Source organism: Luteibacter sp. NPDC104163, from assembly GCF_055584245.1.
Genome location: NZ_JBVJMK010000006.1, coordinates 146,545 through 170,369 on the forward strand (window position 1 = coordinate 146,545; position 23,825 = coordinate 170,369).

Annotated in this window: 22 protein-coding genes; 8 read left to right on the forward strand and 14 right to left on the reverse strand. The window is 65.5% G+C overall.

Going from position 1 to position 23,825, the window contains the following annotated elements; all coding sequences use genetic code 11:
- The 4 genes from ACZ6YI_RS09630 to ACZ6YI_RS09645 all read left to right on the forward strand — a co-directional run bounded on the left by ACZ6YI_RS09630 (position 1) and on the right by ACZ6YI_RS09645 (position 3,270).
- Positions 1 to 918 (forward strand): NADP-dependent oxidoreductase, encoded by a 918-nt coding sequence (locus tag ACZ6YI_RS09630; protein WP_465778452.1) that lies wholly within the window; start codon positions 1 to 3, stop codon positions 916 to 918.
- Between the two features lie 116 nt (positions 919 to 1,034).
- A complete protein-coding gene (locus ACZ6YI_RS09635) occupies positions 1,035 to 1,652 on the forward strand; it encodes a nitroreductase family protein (RefSeq protein ID WP_465778453.1) in 618 nt (205 codons plus the stop codon).
- Positions 1,653 to 1,686: 34 nt separating this feature from the next.
- Positions 1,687 to 2,232 (forward strand): carboxymuconolactone decarboxylase family protein, encoded by a 546-nt coding sequence (locus tag ACZ6YI_RS09640; protein WP_465778454.1) that lies wholly within the window; start codon positions 1,687 to 1,689, stop codon positions 2,230 to 2,232.
- 213 nt (positions 2,233 to 2,445) lie between these two features.
- Complete coding sequence (locus ACZ6YI_RS09645) at positions 2,446 to 3,270, forward strand: DUF6159 family protein (RefSeq protein WP_465778455.1); 825 nt, start codon at positions 2,446 to 2,448, stop codon at positions 3,268 to 3,270.
- Between the two features lie 157 nt (positions 3,271 to 3,427).
- Here ACZ6YI_RS09645 and ACZ6YI_RS09650 read toward each other — a convergent pair whose 3' ends face one another.
- The 6 genes from ACZ6YI_RS09650 to ACZ6YI_RS09675 form a co-directional block, all read right to left on the reverse strand.
- Positions 3,428 to 3,997: a relaxation protein gene (locus ACZ6YI_RS09650; protein WP_465778456.1), complete on the reverse strand. Its 570-nt coding sequence runs from the start codon at positions 3,995 to 3,997 to the stop codon at positions 3,428 to 3,430.
- Positions 3,998 to 4,010: 13 nt separating this feature from the next.
- The gene (locus tag ACZ6YI_RS09655) at positions 4,011 to 5,276 is read right to left on the reverse strand and encodes a peptidoglycan-binding protein (protein WP_465778457.1); all 1,266 of its coding nucleotides are present in this window, start codon (positions 5,274 to 5,276) and stop codon (positions 4,011 to 4,013) included.
- 12 nt (positions 5,277 to 5,288) lie between these two features.
- Positions 5,289 to 5,939, reverse strand: coding sequence for a hypothetical protein (locus ACZ6YI_RS09660; protein ID WP_465778458.1), 651 nt, complete (start codon positions 5,937 to 5,939; stop codon positions 5,289 to 5,291).
- Between the two features lie 556 nt (positions 5,940 to 6,495).
- On the reverse strand, positions 6,496 to 7,446 hold the full coding sequence (locus ACZ6YI_RS09665; protein ID WP_465778459.1) for a hypothetical protein: 951 nt from the start codon (positions 7,444 to 7,446) through the stop codon (positions 6,496 to 6,498).
- A 130-nt stretch (positions 7,447 to 7,576) separates the two neighbouring features.
- Entirely contained in the window at positions 7,577 to 8,314 is a 738-nt protein-coding gene (locus ACZ6YI_RS09670) for a pteridine reductase (RefSeq protein WP_465778460.1), read from the reverse strand.
- A 52-nt stretch (positions 8,315 to 8,366) separates the two neighbouring features.
- Positions 8,367 to 9,290, reverse strand: coding sequence for a hypothetical protein (locus ACZ6YI_RS09675; protein WP_465778461.1), 924 nt, complete (start codon positions 9,288 to 9,290; stop codon positions 8,367 to 8,369).
- Positions 9,291 to 9,473: 183 nt separating this feature from the next.
- Between ACZ6YI_RS09675 and ACZ6YI_RS09680 the strand changes: the two genes are divergently transcribed.
- Both ACZ6YI_RS09680 and ACZ6YI_RS09685 read left to right on the forward strand, forming a co-directional pair.
- A complete protein-coding gene (locus ACZ6YI_RS09680) occupies positions 9,474 to 11,588 on the forward strand; it encodes a TonB-dependent receptor (protein WP_465778462.1) in 2,115 nt (704 codons plus the stop codon).
- Positions 11,589 to 11,710: 122 nt separating this feature from the next.
- Positions 11,711 to 12,904: a class I SAM-dependent methyltransferase gene (locus tag ACZ6YI_RS09685; protein WP_465778463.1), complete on the forward strand. Its 1,194-nt coding sequence runs from the start codon at positions 11,711 to 11,713 to the stop codon at positions 12,902 to 12,904.
- 101 nt (positions 12,905 to 13,005) lie between these two features.
- Here the strand turns inward: ACZ6YI_RS09685 and ACZ6YI_RS09690 are convergent, their stop codons facing one another.
- Genes ACZ6YI_RS09690 through ACZ6YI_RS09700 form a run of 3 tightly spaced genes read right to left on the reverse strand, consistent with a single transcriptional unit; the run spans position 13,006 to position 17,305 of the window.
- Complete coding sequence (locus ACZ6YI_RS09690; RefSeq protein ID WP_465778464.1) at positions 13,006 to 14,232, reverse strand: multifunctional CCA addition/repair protein; 1,227 nt, start codon at positions 14,230 to 14,232, stop codon at positions 13,006 to 13,008.
- A gap of 21 nt (positions 14,233 to 14,253) precedes the next feature.
- Positions 14,254 to 15,195: a complex I NDUFA9 subunit family protein gene (locus ACZ6YI_RS09695; protein ID WP_465778465.1), complete on the reverse strand. Its 942-nt coding sequence runs from the start codon at positions 15,193 to 15,195 to the stop codon at positions 14,254 to 14,256.
- Between the two features lie 19 nt (positions 15,196 to 15,214).
- Entirely contained in the window at positions 15,215 to 17,305 is a 2,091-nt protein-coding gene (locus ACZ6YI_RS09700; RefSeq protein ID WP_465778466.1) for a transglycosylase SLT domain-containing protein, read from the reverse strand.
- Between the two features lie 144 nt (positions 17,306 to 17,449).
- On the opposite strand from ACZ6YI_RS09700, the gene ACZ6YI_RS09705 reads away from it, so the two are divergent.
- Entirely contained in the window at positions 17,450 to 19,090 is a 1,641-nt protein-coding gene (locus ACZ6YI_RS09705; protein ID WP_465778467.1) for a glycoside hydrolase family 17 protein, read from the forward strand.
- Here the strand turns inward: ACZ6YI_RS09705 and ACZ6YI_RS09710 are convergent.
- From ACZ6YI_RS09710 to ACZ6YI_RS09730, 5 genes are all read right to left on the reverse strand, one after another.
- Positions 19,073 to 19,459 carry a hypothetical protein gene (locus ACZ6YI_RS09710; protein WP_465778468.1) on the reverse strand — a complete coding sequence of 129 codons (387 nt, stop codon included), beginning with the start codon at positions 19,457 to 19,459 and terminating at the stop codon, positions 19,073 to 19,075. The genes ACZ6YI_RS09705 and ACZ6YI_RS09710 overlap by 18 nt on opposite strands.
- Positions 19,460 to 19,473: 14 nt before the next feature.
- Entirely contained in the window at positions 19,474 to 20,277 is an 804-nt protein-coding gene (locus ACZ6YI_RS09715) for an endonuclease/exonuclease/phosphatase family protein (RefSeq protein WP_465778469.1), read from the reverse strand.
- Between the two features lie 82 nt (positions 20,278 to 20,359).
- Positions 20,360 to 21,049, reverse strand: a complete 690-nt coding sequence (locus ACZ6YI_RS09720; RefSeq protein ID WP_465778470.1) for a thiol:disulfide interchange protein DsbA/DsbL — start codon at positions 21,047 to 21,049, stop codon at positions 20,360 to 20,362.
- Between the two features lie 26 nt (positions 21,050 to 21,075).
- Entirely contained in the window at positions 21,076 to 21,960 is an 885-nt protein-coding gene (locus ACZ6YI_RS09725; RefSeq protein ID WP_465778471.1) for a thiol:disulfide interchange protein DsbA/DsbL, read from the reverse strand.
- Positions 21,961 to 22,034: 74 nt separating this feature from the next.
- Positions 22,035 to 22,844 carry a c-type cytochrome gene (locus ACZ6YI_RS09730; RefSeq protein ID WP_440329164.1) on the reverse strand — a complete coding sequence of 270 codons (810 nt, stop codon included), beginning with the start codon at positions 22,842 to 22,844 and terminating at the stop codon, positions 22,035 to 22,037.
- Between the two features lie 177 nt (positions 22,845 to 23,021).
- On the opposite strand from ACZ6YI_RS09730, the gene yihA reads away from it, so the two are divergent.
- Positions 23,022 to 23,666, forward strand: coding sequence for a ribosome biogenesis GTP-binding protein YihA/YsxC (gene yihA / locus ACZ6YI_RS09735; protein ID WP_465778472.1), 645 nt, complete (start codon positions 23,022 to 23,024; stop codon positions 23,664 to 23,666).
- Positions 23,667 to 23,825 lie beyond the last annotated feature (159 nt).

Here is a 23,825-nt window from a genome sequence, read left to right on the forward strand (position 1 = left end):
ATGAAAGCGATCGTGGCGACTGACCAGGCGGCAGGGATGGCCGGGCTGAAACTAGCCGAGCGGCCCCAGCCAAAGGCATCGATCAACGACGTCGTCGTCGAAGTGCACGCGGCGGGCTTCGTGAACACTGAGCTTGAGTGGCCGTCGACCTGGGCCGACCGGCTGGGTCGCGATCGTACGCCCTCCGTCGTCGGCCATGAGCTGGCAGGCGTGGTCACGGCCATCGGTTATGGCACCACGGGCTTCTCGATCGGCCAGCGGGTGTTCGGGCTCGCCGACTGGTACCGCGACGGATCGCTCGCCGAGTACACCGCGATCGAAGCGCGGAACCTCGCCCCGTTGCCCGACGATGTGGACTTCGTGTCCGCCGCAAGCCTGCCCATTTCCGGACTCACCGCCTGGCAGGGCCTGTTCGTGCACGGGCAGCTGCAGCCGGGACAGCGGGTCCTCGCGCATGGCGCGGGCGGCGCGGTCGGTGCGCTTGTCGTGCAGCTGGCACGCGCGGCCGGAGCGCATGTGATCGGCACGGGCCGCGCGGCCGATCGTGAGCTGGCGCTGGGTTTCGGCGCCAACGACTTCGTCGATCTCGAGCACGATGCGTTGGAAGACGTCGGCGAGGTCGATCTCGTGTTCGACGTGATCGGTGGCGATATCGGCCAGCGATCCGCGCGCCTCGTCCGGCCGGGCGGTGTCTTCGTCTCGGTCGTGGGGCCCTATGAAGGGTTGCCCGACACCATCCGCGTCATCGATTTCGTCGTCGAAGCCGACCGCGGTCAGCTGGCGGAGATTGCACAGCGCGTTAGCGATGGCCGGCTGAAAACGCACATCGGCAAGGTCTCCTCCCTGGATGACGCGATCGCATCGATGAATGCGAAAGACCGCCGCAAGGGCAAGTCCATCTTCCGCCCCCGCTCCTGACCTTCCGGGGCGAAGCGCCCCCTCCGTTTCCCAAAGCTCCAACACACCCCTTTCCTTTCGGGAGAGGCACGGGCCCTCCTGCGCGTCATTCCATCCCAAAGTCACCGGAGTTCATCATGAGCAACGAAGTCATCAACACCATTCTTAGCCGCACCGCCGCGAAGTATTACGACAAGGACGCAGTCCTGAGCGATGAGCAGATCAGCGAACTCGTGCATGTCGGCACGACCGCACCCACCTCGTTCCACCTGCAGAACTGGCGCTTCATCGCCGTGCGCTCGCCGGAAGCCAAGGCGAAACTGAGCCCAATCGCGTGGAACCAGCCTGCAGTGACCGATGCGGCTGTCACCTTCATCGTCGTCGGCCAGCTGGCTGATTCCAGCGTGATCCCCGATCGCCTTGCGCCGCTCGTCGCGGCTGGCGTGATGCCGGCAACGATGGTGCCCGAGTGGGAGCTTCCCGCGCGTGGCCTGTACAAGGAATTCCCGCAGCGCCAGCGCGACGAAGCGGTGCGTACCGGTACGTTCGGTGCCGCCGCGATGATCTACGCCGCGCGTTCGCTCGGCTGGGGTTCGACGCCGATGATCGGTTTCGATGATGTCGCCGTAGCCCGCGAGTTTGGCCTCGGCAAGGACGAGGTGCCGGTCATGCTGCTTTCCGTCGGGCCGGAACGCGCCGGTAACTGGGCGCAGAAGCCGCGCCGCCCGCTCGCCGAAGTCCTCGACTTCGCCTGATCTCCCTTTCTTAGCTCTCAGTGGAATAAACGTCATGCCAAGAACCACCGCACTCATGGCCGACCAGGTCCCGGCCGACTCGAAGCCCACGCTTGATGCCTTTACCAAAAACATCGGGTTTACCCCGAACATGCTGGCCGCTTTCGCGCAGAGCCCGCTCGCCTTCAACGCATGGGCTGTCCTGCTCGGCTCGCTGAGCAAGGCGCTGGACGTGAAGACCCGCGACAGCATCGGCCTGGCCGTTTCAGAAGTGAATGGCTGCAACTACTGCCTGTCGGTGCACAGCTTCACCGCGGAACACATGGCGAAGCTGCCCGGCGATGAGATCATCCTCGCCCGCAAGGGACGGGCGACCGATGCGAAGCGTGACGCCGCCGTGGCGTTCGCGCGCAAGGTCATCGAGGCGAGGGGGCACGTGAGCGAGGCCGATCTCGAGAAGGTCCGCGAGGCCGGTTATACCGATGCGAACGTGATGGAGATCGTCGCGCTCGTGGCGATGTATTCGCTGACGAACTTCTTTAACAATGTGTTCGACCACGACAAGGACTTCCCGGCCGTGACGCCGGCCGGCGCCATCTGATCGCCGGTGCCGGCGGGGCGCGGGGCGTAGCTCGGGGCCGGTGCCTGTAGGGCAGGTGCCACGCGCCTTCCGCCGGACAGGTGGGGCGGTCCGTCAGCCCAGACGGATCGCCCCGCGGTGGCGCTCGCCCCGGCCGGGGTGCTAAAACACCGCCACCGCAACGCACCAGGGGTTCCAACGGAAATGGGCAAGTTCGCACGCAGTTGGGCGCTGATGAAATCCAGCGCCAACATCCTCCGCCAGGACAAGGAGCTGATGCTGTTCCCGCTCTTTGCGGGCCTGGCCTCGCTCGTGGTCATCGCCTCGTTCGCCTGGCCGGTGATCTCGCTTTGGCAAGGGCACCGCACGGGCCTTGAGGATGGCGGCCGGCACGTCTCGCCGGTATTCCTCGCCGTCTCGTTCCTGTTCTACTTCGTCCAGTACGGCGTAGTGATCTTCTTCAACACCGCACTGGCGGCCGCGGCGTTCATTCGCCTCGATGGCGGCAACCCGACGCTCAACGATGGCCTGCGCGCCGCGTGGAGCAAGCTGCCGTCGATCGTCGGCTACGCCCTTATCTCCGCCACGGTCGGCATGATCCTGCGTGCCATCCAGGAACGCGCCGGTATCGTTGGCCGTCTCGTCGCCGGCCTGCTCGGCGTGGGCTGGACCGTCGCCACCTTCCTCGTCGTGCCGGTGCTTGCCGCGCAGAACGTCGGCCCGGTGGAAGCGTTGAAGGACAGCGCCTCGCTGGTGAAGCGCACCTGGGGCGAGAACATCATCGGTAACGCCGGCATCGGCCTCGCGGGCGGCCTCCTCACGTTCTGCGTGATGGTGGTCAGCATCGCGCTGTTCGTCGGCGCGGCGTCGACCGGCTCCATCGCGCTGATGGTCGCCGTGGGTGTGGTCGCGGTCATCGCCGTCGTGGCGCTCGGCCTGTTCCAGAACGCCATGCACGGTGTCTACGCCGCGGCGCTCTACCGCTACGCCGAACACGGCGACCCGGGGCAGGGCTTCGATCGCGCCTTGTTGGAAACCGCATTCCGCCAGAAGAAGTAAAACAGGAAGGCCCGGCAGTGATGCCGGGCCTTCTTCGTTGTGGGGCTGTCGCGGCTCGGATCGCGTGCAAGCACGCTCCCACAACTGCCGGGCGCCGGTGCCCTCTTGTGGGAGCGCGCTCGCGCGCGATCTGCGCCACCGGCGCGGCCAGATCACCTCACCGCGGATTCACCGGCAGATACTGCCCCTGGGCACCCGCCTTCGCTCCCTTCGTATTCACATTCGCGCAAAGCTGGTCGCCACATAGCGTGACGTCCGCCCTGTTGTACGCCTTAAGCAGGTCCGCGGATAGCTGGTTCTGCAGAATCACGTCCATGTAATGCGACGACAACCAGATCGCCGCCACTAGCAGCAGCACGATGGCGCCGCCGACGACGCCCATGACTTTCCAGACCAGGTGGCGGTGCAGCTTCTCGAGGCGCGTCATCTGATCGGCGACGACGCGCGTAGCCTCCATCGCAGAGCCAGAGGCGTTCTGCAGGCGCAGCTCATACTCGCTGACCGGGCGATCGATGCCGGCCCGGACACGATCCATGATCTGGACCGGGATCTCGCGCAATACTCCGTCCGCCGAGCGCTGTACCGCCGTCGGCACATGGCTGGTGAGACCTTCCAGCGCTTGCCATGTCTGGTCGAGCCGCCGTTCGATCATGGAGCAGCGCCGCTCGAACTGCTTCATGAGGAGCGCCGTGCTGCTGACCAGCGTCAGGACTTCCTTTTCTTCCATTGGGGTTCCTTTGTCAGCGGACCATGCGCGGGCCGTGTGCCTGCTGCTGGGTCTGTTGCTGTTCGTTTTGTTGCTGCTGGAGCTGGGCGGCGCGTTGCTGCTCCGCGTGCTGTTCGATCTGGTTGGCCTGTTGCACGGCATTCTGTTGAAGCTGCTGGCCCGGCGGCATGTCGGCAAAGGCCTGCGTCTCCTGGCGGAACCGGTTCCAGTCGCCGTTGCGGGCGGCTTCGAGCATCTCGTTGATGCGGTCGTGCGCCCCGGGAGCTGAATTGCTTCTGCTGCCGTTGACGTCGCGGCCGTCGCGGCCTGACTCTCCGAGCTCGCGGTAAGCATCGAGTCCATTTTTCCCGAGCTCATTGCGATGAATAGCCTGACGATTGGCGAGTTCCTGGTTGCTAACCTCCCGGCGCGTAGCCGGACCGACCACGCCATCGGCGATGAGACCATGGTCGACCTGAAACTGACGCACGGCGTAATCTGTTGCTGGCCCGAAGTCGCGATCTGCAATCAGAGGCCTTCCGTCCGGCCCTGTGTAGCCGAGCGCTGACAAGCTGCCTTGAAGCTCACCGATCGCTTGCCCGGAGCCACCAAGACGTAGCGTTGTCGAAGCAGGACTACGCGCACGCCGATGGTCTTCTGCACCTATATTGGTCAGCCCGGCAATGTCGATGCGACCGTCTCGTACCTGCTCGATGAGTTCTGGAGTGATTACGCGCGCCCACGCCTCAGACCGATCCGCCCGAGCCTGTGCACCATTATCTCCGCCGTTGATTGCATAGCCGGCGGCATAAGGATCGCGCCTGTCAGCCTCCGGGACGCGGTCGTTCCAGTAAGAAACGGCAAGTGTAGCCGCCATATCTGGATCGGCGGCCAAATCAGGGTTATCCACGAGATCAACATGGAACTTATCGCCGAACTGGCGATAGTTTTCGCGACCCGTGTACTGAAAGTAACCTCGTCCGTGAAATTTCCAGCCATCACCGGGTTGCGTGTTGCCGAGATCAGCTCGATCCTCGTAAAGGATGTGAGCCATCCGTTGCGGATCCCTTGAGTCGATCGCCTCCTGGATCTCTTGGGTAGTGTTCCGTCTGGCCGCGCTCGAAACAGCGCCGACGACTTGGCCGACGCTTCTATATCCCATGCGCTCATGCATGGTTGAAAAGGAGTCGGTCTCAACGGATGCGTTGCCCATGACGTTGGCCAGTTCATCGGGCGAAGTCACGCCTGACTGTACAAATCGTTGGAATAAGAGGGCGGAACTTTCATTGAATCTCGGCATCGTGACCTCCTGTCACTGAATTGGCTTTCTATGTTTCTCGATAAGCTGGCGAAGGCTCTTCGGATCGAATTGATTCAGTGGTACCCACGGAAGGACTGCCGGGAAAGTGAGGCTGGCTTTGTATACCTCGATCTCGCCAGAACTTCCCTGTTGCACACTGGTCGAATCGGCTTGGCTAAGGTGCCACGCCGCCTTTTTAGAGTCATACGAGAACGTGTAACTCGTCCCACCCTTGCTCAGTTCGTTGTAGAACGAGATCTTGCCGGGTTCCACGGAGAGGTTGTCGTCAAGCCCCATTTCTGGCGCATTGCGAGCCGACTCGTTGTACCTGCAGTCGACGACGTTGCTGTTAAACACACTCGTGCGCAAACCTTCCGAACTTTTCGCAAGAACGACTAGATCGCATGGATTTTTCGAGCGATCCGCAACGATTGGATGACGAATGACAAGAACAGCCCCGCTCACCCCATCTGCTAGTTGAGTATCCGCTTTGGCTGCCAGGACTGTGTCACCGATCTGTATGAATTCTTTGGCGAAAGGGGGTGCCGCCTTGCGTTGCAACGCGGAGGCGCTAAATGTTAATCCGACTAGCACGACAAAAAGTGTCGCGCTTATTGCCCTCGTGTGTCGCAAGGTACGAAAGCGTATAAAGTTAGGAATCATGCGTAAGGTTTACCTTCATTGACTTGATCGTTGCCTGCTTCGCTACATCGAATGGCCCGCTGCCGCCTACCTCTGTCGTGGCGAGTACAACGTATTCTGTGTCTCGAAAGATGGAGGTTCCCGCGGCGAACGTGAGAAGTATCCCTTCGGAGAGGTAGTCAATAAGCTGGGATTCGTCTAGGTCTGGGGCTAGCTCGCGGGCGAGAGCGATGGCATGCGAGAAGCTACTTCCTTCACAGAATAGGAATTCCCAACGAACGCTACGGTCAGCGTTAACGATGGTCCTCCCATCACATGAAAACCCGCGCCGAGACTGGCCGTGTCGCACCGTGAAATTGAATGCGACGGCATCGGAATCATTCAGCGATTCCGCGCGTGGACGATAGAACTCCACATCGCGTCGTGCGTCTAGTGAGGTTGCCTTTGTCGCCTCAAAGTACATCTTTGATCCTTATTTATCGCGACTTCGTCGTGATGCTCAGCGGCGCAGTCCATGTGTCTGCGATGACTTCGATATACTCGGTAAGCTTGCGTAAATGATACTGAGGGCTTGTTCTCAAGTTGACGGAGTCGAAACCCGAAGGTTCGTCGCATTCTGAAGAATGGGCAATTCAGCGTGTGCGAATCGGCTGTGCGGAAGGTACCCGTCCACGAAGGCAATACAAGCGCCTGACTCAACGGCGGACGTCGCAAAGTCACGGCACCCATTATTAATCATCATATCGACCGCAAGGTTTCTGTACTTCCCAAGGAATGGACGCATGCCCTGCTCCTGAAAGAATGCGCGCATCTTTTCTGTCGCCGACGTGATGTCATGCGCACTCCTGGCATTATCGATCGCGCGCCCAAGCGACGTGTGGAACAGCGTTCCTGCATTTCCTTCCTGCGAAGCGATGAAATCGAACGCTCGCTGGATGTTGGATGATCCGTCGGGGAGACGCCCTGAAGCGAACACATATTCGGCCGGACCATCCCGATCGACCAGCAAGGACAGCGGCTGTGCCGCCGAAGCCGGTGCCTCCGGCAGTACCGGAAGCGCCTCGAAAGACACGTCGACGCTCCGTTCGCCCATGACGACCCACCCGGATGGAAGCGTCGCGTTCGAAGGCACTGCTACGCCACATTCGGCGAGGTCGCGTTCGGTCGCCACGACTGTGAACTTAGTCGGAGCATATATGTCGTATCCCTCGGCGTAGACGAGAGTCATGGCGTCGGCCATGTCTTTCAGGAACTCGAAGCGTGGTGTGTCATAACTCATTGCGCGCTGAATTCGCATGAGTGATGCGATGAGGTGGCGCGGACCCAGGTGGATCTCCCAGGCTTGGGAGTCGTCCGCGCGCTCGTCGACGGTAGCCAGGCAGCAGATGACCTCTACGCGTCCCCCAAAGTAGACGCTGTACTGCATCTCAACTTCGCCGGCTCCAGCGCCTCGCTCAAGGCGGGGCTGGACTACCTCGATACCACGTTCCCTATCTACTGCCGTGGCCTGTATTGACTCGAACGTCATGCTCGTTTGCTCCATGCGATTCCAGCGCCGAAGCATAAGGCATGCAAACTACCTTGTGAGTGCGTTGAGGATTCTTCTCATTGATTCGCGCGTTTTGTGCCGAAATCTCACGTCTCGAGCGTGAGCTGCGTCAGATGTTCAGCGCCCGCCCGCCATCCACGCGAATCACCTGGCCCGTCGTGTAGTGCGCATCCAGCATCAGCCAGCGCACCGCTTCGGCTACGTCGTCTGGCTCGCCTTTCCGCGCAAGCGGCGTCTTCGCGATCAACAACTCCGCGGCTTCCTCGGGCTTGCCCGATTCCGGCCAGAGAATGGCGCCAGGCGCGACCGCATTGACGCGCACCTCCGGCGCGAGTTCCTTTGCCAGCGATTGGGTCAGCATCGCCAGCGCCGCCTTCGCCATGACATACACCGTGTGCCCTGCGAGCGGACGCTCGGCGTAGATGTCCACGATGTTGACGATGGCACCCTTGCTTTCGCGCAACGCGGGAGCCGCGGCTTGCGAAAGAAAGAATGGCGCGCGCGCATTTGCCGCGAACAGGTCATCCCATTGCGCCTGCGTGGTCTGGCCGATGGGGGTGGGATAGAACGCCGAGGCGTTGTTCACCAGTCCGTTCAACCGGCCGAATACGGCGAGTACATCGCCGATGAGGTGGTCGGGAGTCGCGGGGTTGTCGAGCGCGCCGGAGAACAGCGCGACGCTGTCGGCCCGCGTGGCGTTCAATGCCTTCGCGAGCGCCTCGGCATCATCGGCTGAGCTGCGGTAGTGCAGCGCGATGTTGCAGCCCGCCGCGTGCAGCCGTCGGCAGATGACGGCGCCGACGCGGCGCGCGCCGCCCGTGATGAGTACGACCGGTGGCTGGTTCATGGCTGGCTCCCTTGGCGATGCGCGGGCAGCTTGCCGGAAAGCGAGCCGGGCGTCACCTTGCGGTGGGGGATTTGCGGGTGGCCTTTTTGGTGGCGGGGCGGCGGGCTGTGGTTTTTTTGGTGGCTTTTTTGGCAGTTGCCTTTGCGGTTGCTGTTTTTCTTGGGGCGGCTTTCTTGGCGGTTGCTCGCTTGCGGGTGGGGGGCTTCTTCACCGTTTTTCGGGCCGACGCCTTTGGCGTCGGATCGCGCGCGAGACGCGCTCCCACAGGGGGCGCGGTCTTCTCGGGGGTGGCGGGCTCGGCGGCGGCTTTGGATTTCTTCGTGGGCTTTTCGGGGGTGTCGTCGCCGTCGTCGATATGGACGTCGCCGCTGAAGAGGTCGATGGCGGTCTTCGCGACCTGGCCGGTGTCGTAGTAGGCGTAGGCGCCAACGCCGAGCGCGCCGACCACGGGCAGCCAGCGTGAGATGCCCTTGCCGACGGCGCGTTTGGTCACGCTGACGCCGATGCGGCCTGCCAGGCGTTGCAGCACGCTGGTGGCGGTGGTGCGGAAGACCAGGCGGTCGCCCACGCGGATGGCGATGTCACGGAAGGCCTGTGCTGCCGTGTGCCGGAACAGGCACCAGAGCATCTGCTCGCGGCCGAGCTTGGCGGTCTTGCCATAGGCGGCCGCGATATCGCTGACCAGCTGGCCCTGGATGCGCCAGATGGCGACCAGCTCCGGGAGCACGGTGAGCCAGCCCAGCGGGCCCGGGGGCAGGGCGAGCGAGCCCGCCGTCAGAGCGGCCTTGTTGGCGGCGGCGCTGGCCAGCCGGCCGGACTCCTCTTCGGCGGTCCCTTTCGCCGCCTTGGGCACTTCACTGTCCGGGATGCGGCTGACGAACTCGAGGATCGCCTTCGCCACCGGGCTTTCCCCGCGGTCGATCGCCGAGGTTGGCACGATCTCTTTCGAGGTGGAGGCGGGATCACGCTTCGCCATCGTCATCTCCTGTGTAAGGTGGGAGAAGGGTGAAGGGTGGATCGTGAAGGGGCCGCAAGCGTCTGCCGCGAATCCCCCATCGCGCGCAAGCGCGCTCCCACAAGGTCTTGACCTCCTGAAAGCTTCGGGAAAGGTACGGCCTTGAGACTGATGAAACATTATAACATTCTGGCCCCGTCCCCCATGAAGCCTGTTCGCCTAGCCCTTGCCATTGCCCTGGCCCTTTCGGCCGCCCCCGCTTTCGCCGCCGACGATACGGCGCCGCCGCAAAAAGCTACGAACCTGGGCGAGGTGGATGTCACCGCCCGGCTCGATGAGGCGCGCAACAGCCTTTCGCCGGACACGGGCAGCAGCCAGTACGTCATGGACCGTCAGACGATCCAGGCGCTCCCGCTGGGCGACTCGACGCCGCTCAACCAGGTGATCCTGCAGGCGCCGGGCGTGGTCCAGGACAGCTTCGGCCAGCTGCACGTGCGCGGTGACCACGCGAACCTGCAGTACCGCGTCAACGGCGTGGTGATTCCGGAAAGCATCGGCGGCTTCGGCCAGACGCTCGACGCCCGCATGATCGAGAACGTGAAGCTGCTGACCGGTGCGTTGCCTGCCCAGTACGGCGACCGCACCGCGGCGGTGGTGGACATCACCACGCGCAGCCAGAAGCAGGACGGTATCGGTGGCAGCGTGGGCATCACGGGCGGCCAGTTCGGCACGCTGAACCCCAACGCCACGCTGTTCGGGCGCGAAGGCCAGTGGAGCTTCTTCCTCACCGCGAACTACCTTGAGAACGATGTCGGCATCGAAAACCCGACCTCGAGCCGCAAGCCGATCCACGATCACACCAACCAGGTGAAGGCCTTCGGCGACCTGTCGTACCTGATCAACAACGACACCCGCCTGAGCTTCATGTTCGGCGCCACGAACAACCGCTTCGAGATCCCGAACAACCCGGGCCAGGAAGCGCAGTTCGGTTACCTCGACGTGACCAACTTCGACTCGGCGCAGCTCAACGAGCGCCAGCAGGAGAAGACCCGTTTCGGCATCCTGAGCCTGCAGGGCAAGCTCGGAACGACGGCCTACCAGGTGTCGGCCGGCCAGCGTTACAGCGGGCTGGATTTCACGCCCGATGACATTGGCGACCTGATGTTCAACGGCGTCGCCTCCGATGTGCGCCGTTCCAACCGCGCCGACACGCTGCAGGCGGATTTCTCCACGCCGCTGGGTGATAACCACACGCTGCGCTACGGTATCTACGGTTCGTTCGAGCGCGCCAATGCGACGAATAATTCCCTGGTTTTCCCGGCGGACGATGACGGTAACCAGACCTCGACCACGCCGTTTAACATCCTGGACACCAGCCGGATCCTCGCCCGTACGTACGCGGCTTACCTGCAGGATGAATGGAGCATCGGTTCGCAGTGGACGGTGAACTACGGCCTGCGCGCCGACAAGTTCAACGCGTTCAAGCCGGAAAGCCAGCTGAGCCCGCGCCTGGGCGTCGTCTACCAGCCGACCGACAGCACGACGATCCACGCCGGCTATTCGCGCTACTTCACCCCGCCGGCGACGGAGTCGATCACGCCCACGTCGATCGCGAAGTTCAACGGCACCACGAACGCGCTGGCTGATAACGGCAATGACCTGCCGCTGGCGGAACGCTCGAGCTACTACGACGTGGGCATCTCGCAGAAGTTCGGCGATGCCTGGACCGTCGGCCTCGACAGCTACCGCCGCAACGTGCAGCGCCTGCAGGATGAAGGCCAGTTCGGCGCGGCCGTGGTGTACTCCACGTTCAACTACGACCAGGGCAAGATCAAGGGCGACGAGCTCACCGTGAATTACGACGGCGGCGCGCTCACCGCTTACTTCAACTTCGCGTACAACCGTGCGGTCGGCAAGCGCGTGATCACCAGCCAGTACAACTTCAGCCCGGATGACCTGGCGTACATCTACGACCACTACATCCACCTCGACCACGACCAGAAGTACACCTCGTCGGGCGGCATCAGCTACGCGTTTGGCGAGGGCACGAAGGTCGGCGCGGATTACCTGTTCGGCTCGGGACTGCGCAGCGACGGCATCGTCCCGAACGGCGACCACATGCCTGCGTACTTCCAGCTCAATCTCAGCGTGTCGCAGGACCTGCACCTGACCCCGATCGGCACGACCCACGCCCAGCTGGCGCTGGTGAATGCGCTGGATCGAACCTATGAGATCCGCGACGGTTCCGGTATTGGCGTAGGCGCCCCGCAGTTCGGCCCGCGCCGCGGCGTGTTCCTGTCCCTGCAGCAGGATTTCTAAGGCCGCCGCCCTGTGGGAGCGCGCTTGCGCGCGATGGCGTTTGCGCAAGCACCCATCGCGTGCAAGCACGCTCCCACAGCACGCTCCCACGGGCAGCTTTTCAGGCTGGTATCCTTGGCGGCATGACTGATCGCCTCCCTGAACCCGGCGCCGACGAGCGCGCCCATTCCGAACACCTCAGCGGGCTCCTCCGCGAAGAGATCGCGGCGCATGGCCCCATGCCGTTCTCACGCTTCATGGAGCGCTGCCTGTACACGCCGGGCCTGGGCTATTACAGCGCGGGCAAGGCGAAGTTCGGTGCGGAAGGCGATTTCGTCACGGCCCCCGAGCTGGGTACCTTGTTCGCCCGCTGCGTGGTGCGTGCCTTCGAGCCCGTACTGGAGGCACTGGGCCCGGAGGCGGACTTCCTCGAGATCGGCGGCGGTAGTGGCGCGTTCGCCGAGGCCGCGCTGCGTGCGCTCGATGCGGCGGGCAAGCTGCCGCGCCGCTACATGATCCTCGAGCCCAGCGCCGACCTGCGCGAGCGCCAGCACGTGCGCCTGCATGCGAACCTGCCGCCCGAGGTCGCGAAGCGTGCGGTGTGGCTGGACGCGCCGCTCGAGGAGCCGTGGGATGGCGTGCTGTTCGCCAATGAGGTCATCGACGCGCTGCCGACGACGCGCTTCACCACGCGCGACGGCGAGGTCTACGAGGAATACGTGGTGCTTGATGGCGAAGGTCGCTTCATGCGTACCGATCGCCCGGCCGACGTCCTCGTGAACGGTGCCGTGCGCCATCTTGAGCGTGACCTGGGCCGCGAGTTCGCGGCGGGTTATCGCACCGAAGTGCTGCCGCAGCTTCCGTACTGGATCCAGGCCGTGGCCGGCACGCTGCGCAAGGGCGCCATGCTTTTCGCCGACTACGGTTACGTGCGTAGCGAGTTCTACATGCCGGAACGTACCGACGGTACGCTGCGCGCGTTCTATCGCCATCGCGCGCACGGCGATGCCTTCTTCCTGCCGGGCCTGCAGGACCTCACCGCCTCGGTGGATTTCACCGCGCTGGCGGAAGCGGGCAACAGCGCCGGCTTCGGCGTGGCCGCCTACATGCCGCAGGCGCAGTTCCTCATCGCCGCGGGCATGCAGGAGTTCTTCGAAGAGGATTACCTGGCGCTCACCGACGAGGCCGCGCGTTATCGCCTGGCCCAGGAAGTGAAGAAGCTGACCTTGCCCGACCAGATGGGTGAGAGGTTCCAGGTGATGCTGTTCGCGAAGGAGATTGATGCGGCCGCGTTGCCTGAGGGCGTGATGGCTGCTGACCAGGGCGCGCGGCTCTAATCGCAACACCGACATCTTGTGGGAGTGAGCTTGCGAACGATGGGTTCGCGGAAGAGCATCGTTCGCAAGCTCACTCCCACAGATCAGAGGCAGGCCAGCGCCTACGCTGGCTTCGCGACCTTCGCGATGGCTTCGGCCTGGGCCTTCTTCATCGCTTCGCCGATGGCGGGGCCTTCCAGGCCTTTATCGACGAACGGCTTCGACGTGATGCCGGCGGCGGCTTCGCGGCAGGCGCGCAGGTAGTCCGCCTGGGGATAGGCATCCTCCTCGTGGTGCAGACGGCCGCGCTTGTCGGCCATGCAGGCGAGGAGGAAGGTCTCGAGCCGCTCGGGCCGGCGTAGCGCGCCCAGCGATTCGAGCAGGCGCAGCACGGTGGTGGCCTTCAGTTCGAACGCCTGGTGGGCGTTGAGGTGGTGCTTGCAGACCATCTCGGCCATGAACGCGTATTCGACGGGTACTTTCAGTCGCGCGGACATCGCCTGCACAGGCTCGATCCCGCGCTGCTCGTGCATGATGTGCCGCGGCAGCATGTCGGCGGGTGTAAGTGCCTTGCCAAGATCGTGGGTGAGCGCGCAGTAGCCGACCAGCGCATCACCTGGCGCCAGGGTCGCCGCGGCGCGCAGCACCATTTCGACGTGGATGCCGGTATCCACCTCCGGATGGAATTCCGCTCGCTGCGGTACGCCGTACAGCGCATCCACTTCCGGGAACAGCACGCGTAGCGCGCCGCAATCACGAAGGACACGAACGAATACATCGGGCATCGGCTCGGCGAGTGCCTTGCGCGTTTCGGCCCAGACACGCTCGGGCACCAGGTGGTCCACTTCACCTTCTTCGACCATGCGCCGCATGAGCGTCATCGTTTCATCGGCCACGCGGAATCCCAGCGGTGCATAGCGCGCGGCGAAACGCGCGACGCGCAACACGCGCACGGGGTCTTCCACGAATGCGCCCGAAACATGCCGCAGCAGCCTCGCCTCGATGTCACCCACGCCACCGTAAGGGTCGACCAGGCGTCCGTCATCGTGCTGGGCGATGGCGTTGATGGTCAGGTCGCGCCGCTCCAGGTCCTGCTCGACGGTGACCGTCGGCTCCGCATGGAACGCGAAGCCGTGGTAGCCGCGCCCGGTTTTGCGCTCGGTGCGGGCGAGGGCGTATTCCTCCTTGCTGTCGCCGTGCAGGAACACAGGGAAATCCTTGCCTACGGCGCGGTAGCCCGCCGCCAGCATCTCTTCCGGCGTCGCGCCCACCACCACCCAGTCGCGGTCGACGACCGGGCGGCCGAGCAGTTGGTCACGGACAGCGCCGCCGACAAGGTAGATCTCCATGGGTTACCGGGTTCCGAACGATCAGGTGCGCCGGCGGCTGCGCGCCTCATCGAGGCGGCGCTGGCGGACCGGCTGGCTCAGCAGGCGTGGGAGCCAGGCCGAGAGCGATTGCGGCACGATACCGAGCCGGGCGAGGCCGTCAACCGTGCCGACGGAATCGGTCTGCAGGGTGCGGAAATTATCGGGCGTAAACGGCTTGCCGGGCGCGAACTGCGCCACCGTGGCCTGTAGGCGGCCAAGCGCATCGGGAAGCGCCAGCACCAGGCGGCGCCGGCCGCGCGTGTCGCGGATGGCGCGGACGAGGTCGACCAGCCGCCAGACTTCCGGACCGTAGAGTTCGAAGGTCTGCAGCAGGGAGATCGCGGGATCGGCGACGCAGCGCGCCATCGCCTCGACCACGTCGCCGACGTAGACCGGCGTGATCTTCGCGTCGGGCCGTGGCAGCGGCATCGCGGGCGCCACGCGCAGCAGGGCGTCGAACCGGCTGACGAGTCCGTCGCCGGGGCCGAACAGCGTGCTCGGCTCGTAGATCGTCCAGTCGAGCGTCGAGCCTTTCACCAGCGCCTCCGCCTCACCGCGCGTGCGCAGGTAGGCCGAAGCGCCCTGGCCGGCCTTGAGCGAACTCATCTGGTGCAGGCGGTGCACGCCCATGGCGTGGCAGGCGTCGATGACCGAGCGGGTGAGCGCGACATGGACGCGCTCGAACGTGTTGCGCCCACTTTCGTTGAGGATGCCGACCAGGTTGATGACCGTGTCGGCGCCGGCGAAGTGCTTGCGCAAGACCGCCGGGTCGTGGACATCCGCGGTCGCCACGGTGACCTGCCGCCCGACCGTCGCGTGCCGCCGTGCCTGCCGGTTCCGTGAAAGCAGTAGCAGGTCATGGCCCGCCGCTGCCAGCCGCGGCACCAGCGCGCTACCGACGAAACCGGTGCCACCGAGGATCACGATGCGCTGGGCTTTCATGGCGGCCACCTCCGGGAGGTCAGGGTTGCGAAGCGTCCTTGGGTTCCTGCGCCGCGGGCGTCGATGACGCGGCCGCGGGAGCAGGTTCGAGCACGGCAGGCGTCGACGGCGGCGCCGGTTTGGCGACCGCCGGGGCGGGGCAGGTCACCGGCTTGCGCACCGCGCCGGGTGCCGGCAGCGTGTACGGCGAACCGATCCGGGTCATGCGCGTGCTGATCGGCAGCGCATTGCCATTGAGCCGCCAGTCGTAGATCACCGCGAAGGCCATCACCCGCGCGACGTATTCGCGGGTCTCCTTGTACGGGATGCTGACGACGAACAGTTCCGGATCCAGCGTGCCGCGCGCATCCACCCACTGGTCGACCTTGTACGGGCCGGCGTTGTACGCCGCGCTCGCCAGCCAGGGCGCGCCATTGAAGCGCTGCGCCATCTCCGAGAGATAACGCGTACCGAGGATGATGTTGGTGGTCGGCTCGTACAGGCTCTCGCCACCGGACCAGCCCAGGCCATTCTTCTTCGCGACATTGGCGGCCGTACCAGGCAGCAACTGCATGAGACCGCGCGCATCGGCACCCGAGCGGGCATCGCTCATCCAGGCACTCTCGGCACGGATGATCGCGTAAGCCCACGGCGCCTCGATCCCGGCCTGCGTGGCCTGTTCCACCACGCCATCCTGCCGCGCGAGCGGGAAGCGCTGCTCATAAAGGCGCAGTGCATCGCCCGAGGAAAGCGTGAACACCGCGCGGTCGTACCAGCCCTTGCGGAAGGCGAGGTCGGCGGCGAGGCGCTGGGTTTCGGCGTCGCGGCCGTTCAGTGCGGCCGTCCATTCACGGCGCGCGATTTTCTGCAGGCCCACCGCATACAGTTCGAACGCGCGATCGAGGCCTGGCTCCCTGAGCAGGGCGGCCTCGCGTGCTTCGTCCGTGGCCATGCTGCTCGGGCAGATCGCGTAGCCCGTGTTGAGCTTGTCGGCGGCGAGGAAGCCGAAATACGTGGCCTCCTGCGAAACGGAGCGCAGTTGCGTGGTGGCATCGGCCTGGCGGCCGAGGTGGGCGAGCACCACGGCGCGGAAATAACGCCACTCGCCGTCTTCCTTCTGCGTCGTGCCCAGCGCATCGAGTGCGCTCAGCGCTGCCGTCCAGTCCTGCCGGGCCAGGGCCACGCGCACGCGCCATTCGCGGGTGGCGTCGGTCTGGGCGCCCGGGGGCAGTGCGGCAAGACGCTCCAGCGCGGTCTCGTCGAAATCGGTGGCGTGGAACAGCGCGATGGCGTTCTGGATGGCCCCACGCTGCTGCTCGGTCAATGCGAAGCGCGGACCCAGTTGCGCCCATGCCGTATCGGCGGCCGTGGACTGCTTGCGCGCCAGCCGCTGCAGGGCGAGCGTCACCGCCTGCCGGTGGCGCGGGGTGTCGGGCCAGTTGGCCGCATCGCGCACGGCGGTCGCCGGATCGTTCAGGGCCTGGCCAAGGTGCTGGCCGGCCGGCATGTCGTCTGGCGAAAGCCACTGCGCGAGCGAGGCGACGGTGCCGCCCTTGCCGGCGTCGGCGGCGATGTCGATCCGCGACCACAAGCGGTCGTTGGTCAGTAAACCCTGGTCATGCGCCGCGGCGATCACCGGGTCGCAACTGTTGGGCAGGCTGGCCTTGCGCCACAGGTCGGCCATGTCGGTTTCGAACACCAGCGGTTCGCCGCGCGAGAGCTTTGCCTGGAGGTTGTAGCAGGCCAGCGAATCGCCCAGGCCAGGCTGGTACATCGCGGTGAAGGAAGGCCAGTCCTTGCGCCGTGCGAGTTCGCCGAGGAAATCGCGGCGCAGGTCCGCGGCCGGGATCATGCCCGGGTAGCGGCGGATGTAATCCTGCACGCGCGCGCTATCCAGCGTGCGCAGGTCGTGGGTCAGCGCAGCGGCTTCGATGTAGGGATAGATCGAGTAGCTCTCGAGGCCCGTGGCCTGGGCACGCCACGCGTCGCCGCCCTGCTGCGCGGCGGTGGCATAGGCCTGGCGGAAACGGGTGCGCTGGGCCTCGGTGCCTTCGGCGCGGGCATGCAGGCTTGCACCCATGGCGCAGGCGGCGAGGACAAGGCCGGCCAGGCGGCGGAACGCGTGGGCCATCGGGATTCCTTCACGTAGACGTCCGCAACATTGTAAGGGAAGGACGTGCGCAGGCCGGATGAACGAAAAACTGCGCCCACCATCGCGTGGAACCGCCCTGGCGGCTAAGCTTGCGGGGTTTTCCCGTGCTCATCCTGGAACGGCATGCCGCCCCAAACCGCCCTCGCGCGATTCGCTCGCCCGCTCGCCTGGATCGTCCTCATCGCCGCCGCGATGTTCGGCGCCGGCTACTGGTACCTGCTGGGCCGGCCCGTTCCGTTGCCGGATTCGCCTACGGCCAAGATCGCCTGCGTCTCCTACGCGCCCTTCCGCCTGAAAGGCGAAACGCCGTTCGATCCGCATGCCTTTGTCTCGCCGGAGCGCATTGAGGCAGATCTCAAATCGTTGTCGCAGCGATTCGATTGCGTGCGCACCTACTCGATGAGCCAGGGCCTCGGCGCCGTGCCGGATATCGCCGGCCGCTACGGCATGAAGGTGCTCATGGGCATCTGGCTGGGCCGTGACCCCGTCGCCAACGAGCGCGAAATCGAACTCGGCATCGCCGCGGCGAAGCGCGACCGTGCCAGCCTGCGCGGCGTCATCGTGGGCAACGAGGTGATGCTGCGCGGCGAGCTTTCCGAGAAGGCGCTCGCCGCCTATATCCAGCGGGTGAACGACGCCACCGACGTGCCGGTGACCTATGCCGATGTCTGGGAGTTCTGGCAGCGGCATGCGGCGCTGGCGAAGGCCACCGATTACCTCACCATCCACATCCTCCCGTATTGGGAAGACGAGCCGGTCGCGCCCGAGAAGGCCGTGCGCCACGTCGCCGACGTGTACCAGCAGATGAAGCGCGAGTTCCCCGGCAAGCAGATCATGATCGGCGAAACCGGCTGGCCCAGCCAGGGCCGCACGCGCCGCGATGCGAGCGCGAGCCTGGTAAACGAAGCACGTTATGTCCGCGAGTTCCTCAACTACGCGGCCACGGTGGACATGCCTTACAACGTCATCGAGGCGTTCGACCAGCCGTGGAAGCGCGACCTCGAAGGCACGGTCGGCGGCTACTGGGGCATCTTCGATGTCGATGCCAAGCCGAAGTTCGCGATGACCGGGCCGGTGGTGGAAGAGCCGCGCTGGACCTGGGCGATCGCTGCGGGTGGCGTGGGCGCGCTGCTGTTCCTGGTGGTGGGCGCCGTGCGCCGCCGCTGGCACGGTATGGCGGGTTGGATTGCGCTGCTGCTGGCGGGCTTCGCTACCGGCACGGCGCTGGCTGCGCACGCACGCCTGTTGCTGTTCGCCTGCCGCAACACGCTCGAATGGACCACCGGCATCGCGATCGGCGTGCTCGCACTGGGTACCGCCCTTGCGCTGGGCCGTGCCGTGGCCGCACGCCTGGCCGCGCCGGTGAACCTTGCAGCGGTCGCGCCGCCGCCCGTGGAACGTCGCCGCCTGGGCATCACCTACTCGGATGTGTTCACGCCGCAGCGGTTCTTCTGGATGTTCGTGCTGGCGCTATACGCCATCCTGATGGTCTTCAACGGCCGCTACCGCGACTTCCCCATCGGCCTGTTCGCGTTGCCATGCATTGGCTTCTTCCTGCTGGCGCTGCTGCGCACGCGCGAGGATGTATTGATGCCGCTGGTCGAGGAACGCCTGCTGGCTATCCTCATCGCCGTGCTCGGCGTGGCGGTGGTGGTGCAGGAAGTGGGCGCGAACGCCGTATCGTGGGGCTGGATGCTGCTCAGCTTCGCGCTGGCGCTGCCGGTGTTGAGCGCCTGGCGGCGGGCATCAGGCCGTGATCGGTGATCCGCCCTGCTCGCGATCGTACTGAAGCCGCACGAGCCGCAATACACCGATAAGCAACGCAAGCGCGCCGCCTTCGTAGCAGTACAGCTGCAAGGCGAGCACGCCGATGCATGCCGCGAGCGTGGCCATGGCCACGCTCCGCCAGCACAGCGCAACCAGCGCCACGACGATCGCCGCGTACCCATACCCGTACGACAGGAAGCCCTGCACGACGAGCTCGCGCGTGCCGCACCACCACGGCCGGATCGCGCCTTCGCACGCGTGCTGCATGTGCTGCGGCTCAATGAACTGATAGCGCAGCAGCGCCGCGACGCACGCGGCGATGACGATGACGGCCCAGGGCAGGGCGGCGCGGAGGCTGGGTTTCATGATGCGGCAGGTCCCTAGGGCGTCGCCCCGGCCGCGGTGGCCAGGCTGTGTGGCAGCCGGATTTCGGCGGCCAGCGGCAGATGATCGGAGAAAGCGCGGGGCAACGTCCACGTCCGGTCGAGCTGGATATCGGCCGAGGTCAGGATGTGGTCGAGCGCACGGCGCGGCTTCCAGCTGGGGAAGGTCGGCGTGAGCACCTTCGGCGGTTGCAGCGAGGTCTTGTCGAACAGCAGGCGCATTTCCGGGCTGGAGGGCTCGGTGTTGAGGTCGCCCATCAGCACCGCGTGCGGGTAGGGCGCAAGCAGCTCGGCGATGAAGGCCAGCTGGCCGAGCCGGGCCGCGGCGCCGAGCGAAAGGTGGGCGATGACGACCACCAGGCCCTCGGTGCCGTGGCCGAAGCGGACGAACAGCGCGCCGCGGCCCTTGATGCGGCCTGGCAGCGGGTAGTCGATGACTTCACTGGGTTCGATGCGGCTCAACAGCCCGTTGGCCGAATGCGCCACGCGCACCATGGGCCGGTTCGGCTGGTGGCTCCAGTACGGCATGCCGGCGGCTTCGGCGATATAGCGGGTCTGGTTGAGGAAGCCGGAGCGCAGGCTGCCGGCATCGGCCTCCTGCAGGCCGACCACATCGAACTCATGCAGCAATTCGGCCAGCGAATCGAGGTTCGCCAGCTTCGACGGCCCGGGGAGCACCGCGTTGACGCTGCGGGTGAAGTAATCGCTGTACCGCTGCACGCTGGCGCCCGCGAGGATGTTGCAGCTCAGCAGGCGCAGGGTGCGCGCGGCGTCAGTGGGGGCGTTGGGGGCGCGGTTCATGGCAATGGGGGATGACTCATGCGGCCACAGGGGCCAGAGGATGCCCCCCGCCGCGTGAACGGGGGGCATCCGTCGGGGCGGCTTACTTGCCGCCGTTGAGTTCGCGATTGACCAGGAACTTCGCGATGTTGTTCAGATCGTCGAAGGTCTTGATCTGGTTGCTGCGGTACTTGCCGTTGACGACGATGGTCGGCGTGCCATCGATGCCCCAGCCCTGGAACAGCTTCACATCGGCCAGGATCTGGTTCTTCACTTCATCGCTCTTGGCGACGGCCACGAACTTCGCGGCATCCACGCCGTAGTGCTGGTGGTACCAGTCGGCGAGCTCTTCGATCGTGGCGAGCGGGTAGTGGTCGGTGTGGATCGCCTTGAACAGCGCCGCATGCGCGGCCGGCGACACGTTGAGCTTCTTGGCCGCGTAGAACGCCTGGGCGTACGGCAGCCACGCATCGTTGAACGCGGCCGGCACGGCGTGGAAGGTCACGCCCTTCGGCAGTTCCGTCTGCAGCTTCTCCGCATATTCCTCGTAATGGGCGCAATGGATGCAGCCATACGAGAACACCTCGACCACTTCCACCTTGTCCTTGGGCGCATAACGGCCGGGCTGGGTGGTTGCCACGTATTCCTTGCCTTCGGTTATCGGGGTGGCCGGTGCGGTCGCGGCGGCCGCCGGTTCGGCGGCGGGGGCACCGTTGCCGCTGCCATTGCCACCCGCCGAGCAGGCGGTGGCCATCGCGAGGCCGAGGAACAGGAACGAAAGACGCTTGATCATCGAAATCTCCGTATGAGGGACGCGGGTTACTTGCCCGCGGCCTCCTTGCTGACGAGCCACTGGACGAGTTCCACCGACTGGGCGTAACCACCGGCGCTGTTCGGGGTGAGGCGGTACTTGCCATTCACCACGATCGTCGGCGTGCTATCGACCTCGTAGGCGCGGATCAGTTCATCGGCGCGCTTCATCTTGGTGTTGATGGTGAACGAGTTGGCCGTGCCGGCGAACTCCTCGGGCTTCACGCCGTACTTCGCGTAGAACTTCGCGACATCGTCGATGGTCGGCCAGGCGGCCTGCGCCTTCGGCTTGTTGGTCTTCTGGTCCATGATGCCCAGCTCGCCGCTCTTGAACACCGCGTCGAACATCGCATCGTGGCTCTGCTTGTCCACGCCGAAGGCCTGGGCCGTCAGGTAGGCGCGCTGCAGCAGCGGCCAGTTCTCGTCCGGGCGGAACGAGGCGGGCGTGTAGGTCATGACCGTGCCGCGCGGCAGGCTCTTCGCCATCTCGTCGACCACGGAGTGGTACTGGAAGCAGGCCGGGCAGCCGTAGGAGAACACCTCGGTCACTTCGATCTTGCCGGGGCTGCTGGTCGGCTGGGCCGGGTCGATGCGGAAGTAATGCTTGCCTTCCACCCACTTGCCTTCATCGACGAACGGCTTGGGCGCCGGGCGCGTGTCGTTGGCGTCGTCGGCCGGCGCGGGCGCAGGCGCGGGCGCGGCGCTGGCGGCGGTGCCGCTCGAAGCGGGCGCTTCGGCGGAGGGTGCCGTGGCCGCCGGGGCGGGGGCCGGGGTGGCAGCGGGTGCCGTCGCGGCCGGGGCCGGCGTGCTGGCCGGGGTCGCATCGTTGTTACCGCCGCCACAGGCGGCAAGGCCGATCAGGGCGGCGCAGAGGAGGGGAAGGCGGAGGCGCATCGTGGGTCCTTTTCTCGCGTTCTTAAAAGCAAACGGGCCCGAAGGCCCGTTCGATCCCGCCAACTTTACCGCCTTCACGGCCCCGCGGGTGCGGCCGCCTGCGACGGATCGTTGGTGTGCAGGCCTTCGATGTAGCTGGCGACGGCCGCGATGTCCTTGTCATCGAGTTTTTGTGCGATCGGCATCATGATTTTCGTGTGCGGATCGTCGGAAGGCGCAGTGGCCTGCTTCCAGGCCTTCAGGCGCGACTCGATGTAGGTGCTGTGCTGGCTGGTGAGGCGCGGGTACTGCGCACCCGGGTTGCCGGCGCCATCCGGGCCATGGCAAGCCATGCAGGCCGGGATGCCGCGCGTGGTATCGCCCTGGCGGTACAGGGTTTCACCCTGGGCGACGAGGGCCTGGTCGGCCACGCCGGGCAGCGGCTTCTGGGTGGCGAAGAACGCGCCGATGTCGTGCATGTCCTGCTCGGACAGCGGGGCCGCGAAGCCGGCCATGATCGGGTTGGCGCGCTTGCCCGACTTGAACTGGGCGAGCTGGCCGGCGATGTACTGCTCGCTCTGGCCGGCAAGGCGCGGGTACTGCGCGTCGGTCGAGTTGCCATCGATGCCGTGGCAAGCGCCGCAGGCCGCGGCCTTGCCCTGGCCTGCCGTGGCGTCGCCCGGCTTGACGCTGCCGGCGGGCGAGGCATTGGCAGCCACCGTCGGCGTCTCGGCCTTCGGCATGCCGGGTGTCGCGGTATCGGTCGCGGGATTGGCCCCGGGTTTGGCGGCGGAGGCCGCGGGGGCTGGCGTGGACGCCGGCTTTGCGGGAGAAGCGGATTGAGCGGCTGCCGTGCTCATCAGGAGCGCGGCAGTGATGGCAGCGGCGGCGTGCCGAAACGTCATGGGTTTCTCCACAAAGGGTTACTTCCGGACCGGGCGCGTTCCCTGCCGCGCCTCATTCAAACGATTATGAATGTGCTGCGGACAGTCGGTCAAACCATCGGCGCGGGCGGCATGGCGCCACATCGCATACACTGCCGGGCCTCACGTTTGCGTTGCCCCATGGGCAAGCCAGGTCCCATGACGTCGAATATCCTCAACGGCGCGCGCTTTACGCTCGCCGCGAATGAAATCACGCAGCTGCCTTACGACACCGGCGCGGAAGTGGCCTTCGCGGGTCGCTCCAACGCAGGTAAATCCAGCGCGCTCAATGCGTTGACCGGCCACAACAGCCTTGCGCGCACCTCCAAGACGCCCGGCCGCACCCAGCTGATGGTGGTGTTCGAGCTCCCGCCGTTGAAGCGGGAGGACGAAGAGCCGCTCCAGGCCCGCCTGGTCGACCTGCCGGGCTACGGTTATGCGAAGGTGCCCGACGCCATGCGCGCGCACTGGCGCCGCGAGATCGACGCCTACCTGAAGATGCGCCGTAGCCTGCGCGGGATCGTGCTGATCGTGGATATCCGCCACGAGCTCAAGGATTTCGACCGGATGATGCTCGAGTTCTGCGCCGACACCGAGCTGCCCTGCCACGTGCTGATGACCAAGGCGGACAAGGTCTCGCGGGGTGAGGGCTCAAGGGCCCTGGAGGCCCTGCGCAAGTACTTCCGCGAGAACAAGGTGCCCGGTACGGTACAGATGTTCTCGTCGCTGGCGAAGACAGGCGTGGACGAAGCGAGGGCGCGGGTGATCGAGTTGCTACACACGCCCCGCGCGCACGAGCTCTGACGAACGCGGGGCATCCGGCGCCTTGTGGGAGCGGGGGTGGGCGCGATCGCGCGCCAGCGCGCTCCCACAAGGGCGTTGCTGCGCAAGGGGTTTGTTTTGCCCCGGGCATTAGTTAGGCGGGGGCCGGCACAAGCAAGGCGCGCGTGTGGGGGTAGAAAG

Coding starts and splice junctions, on each gene's coding strand:
- ACZ6YI_RS09630 (WP_465778452.1), top strand. CDS start 1: ATGAAAGCGATCGTGGCGACTGACCAGGCGGCAGGGATGGCCGGGCTG.
- ACZ6YI_RS09635 (WP_465778453.1), top strand. CDS start 1,035: ATGAGCAACGAAGTCATCAACACCATTCTTAGCCGCACCGCCGCGAAG.
- ACZ6YI_RS09640 (WP_465778454.1), top strand. CDS start 1,687: ATGCCAAGAACCACCGCACTCATGGCCGACCAGGTCCCGGCCGACTCG.
- ACZ6YI_RS09645 (WP_465778455.1), top strand. CDS start 2,446: ATGAAATCCAGCGCCAACATCCTCCGCCAGGACAAGGAGCTGATGCTG.
- ACZ6YI_RS09650 (WP_465778456.1), bottom strand. CDS start 3,997: ATGGAAGAAAAGGAAGTCCTGACGCTGGTCAGCAGCACGGCGCTCCTC.
- ACZ6YI_RS09655 (WP_465778457.1), bottom strand. CDS start 5,276: ATGCCGAGATTCAATGAAAGTTCCGCCCTCTTATTCCAACGATTTGTA.
- ACZ6YI_RS09660 (WP_465778458.1), bottom strand. CDS start 5,939: ATGATTCCTAACTTTATACGCTTTCGTACCTTGCGACACACGAGGGCA.
- ACZ6YI_RS09665 (WP_465778459.1), bottom strand. CDS start 7,446: ATGACGTTCGAGTCAATACAGGCCACGGCAGTAGATAGGGAACGTGGT.
- ACZ6YI_RS09670 (WP_465778460.1), bottom strand. CDS start 8,314: ATGAACCAGCCACCGGTCGTACTCATCACGGGCGGCGCGCGCCGCGTC.
- ACZ6YI_RS09675 (WP_465778461.1), bottom strand. CDS start 9,290: ATGGCGAAGCGTGATCCCGCCTCCACCTCGAAAGAGATCGTGCCAACC.
- ACZ6YI_RS09680 (WP_465778462.1), top strand. CDS start 9,474: ATGAAGCCTGTTCGCCTAGCCCTTGCCATTGCCCTGGCCCTTTCGGCC.
- ACZ6YI_RS09685 (WP_465778463.1), top strand. CDS start 11,711: ATGACTGATCGCCTCCCTGAACCCGGCGCCGACGAGCGCGCCCATTCC.
- ACZ6YI_RS09690 (WP_465778464.1), bottom strand. CDS start 14,232: ATGGAGATCTACCTTGTCGGCGGCGCTGTCCGTGACCAACTGCTCGGC.
- ACZ6YI_RS09695 (WP_465778465.1), bottom strand. CDS start 15,195: ATGAAAGCCCAGCGCATCGTGATCCTCGGTGGCACCGGTTTCGTCGGT.
- ACZ6YI_RS09700 (WP_465778466.1), bottom strand. CDS start 17,305: ATGGCCCACGCGTTCCGCCGCCTGGCCGGCCTTGTCCTCGCCGCCTGC.
- ACZ6YI_RS09705 (WP_465778467.1), top strand. CDS start 17,450: ATGCCGCCCCAAACCGCCCTCGCGCGATTCGCTCGCCCGCTCGCCTGG.
- ACZ6YI_RS09710 (WP_465778468.1), bottom strand. CDS start 19,459: ATGAAACCCAGCCTCCGCGCCGCCCTGCCCTGGGCCGTCATCGTCATC.
- ACZ6YI_RS09715 (WP_465778469.1), bottom strand. CDS start 20,277: ATGAACCGCGCCCCCAACGCCCCCACTGACGCCGCGCGCACCCTGCGC.
- ACZ6YI_RS09720 (WP_465778470.1), bottom strand. CDS start 21,049: ATGATCAAGCGTCTTTCGTTCCTGTTCCTCGGCCTCGCGATGGCCACC.
- ACZ6YI_RS09725 (WP_465778471.1), bottom strand. CDS start 21,960: ATGCGCCTCCGCCTTCCCCTCCTCTGCGCCGCCCTGATCGGCCTTGCC.
- ACZ6YI_RS09730 (WP_440329164.1), bottom strand. CDS start 22,844: ATGACGTTTCGGCACGCCGCCGCTGCCATCACTGCCGCGCTCCTGATG.
- yihA (WP_465778472.1), top strand. CDS start 23,022: ATGACGTCGAATATCCTCAACGGCGCGCGCTTTACGCTCGCCGCGAAT.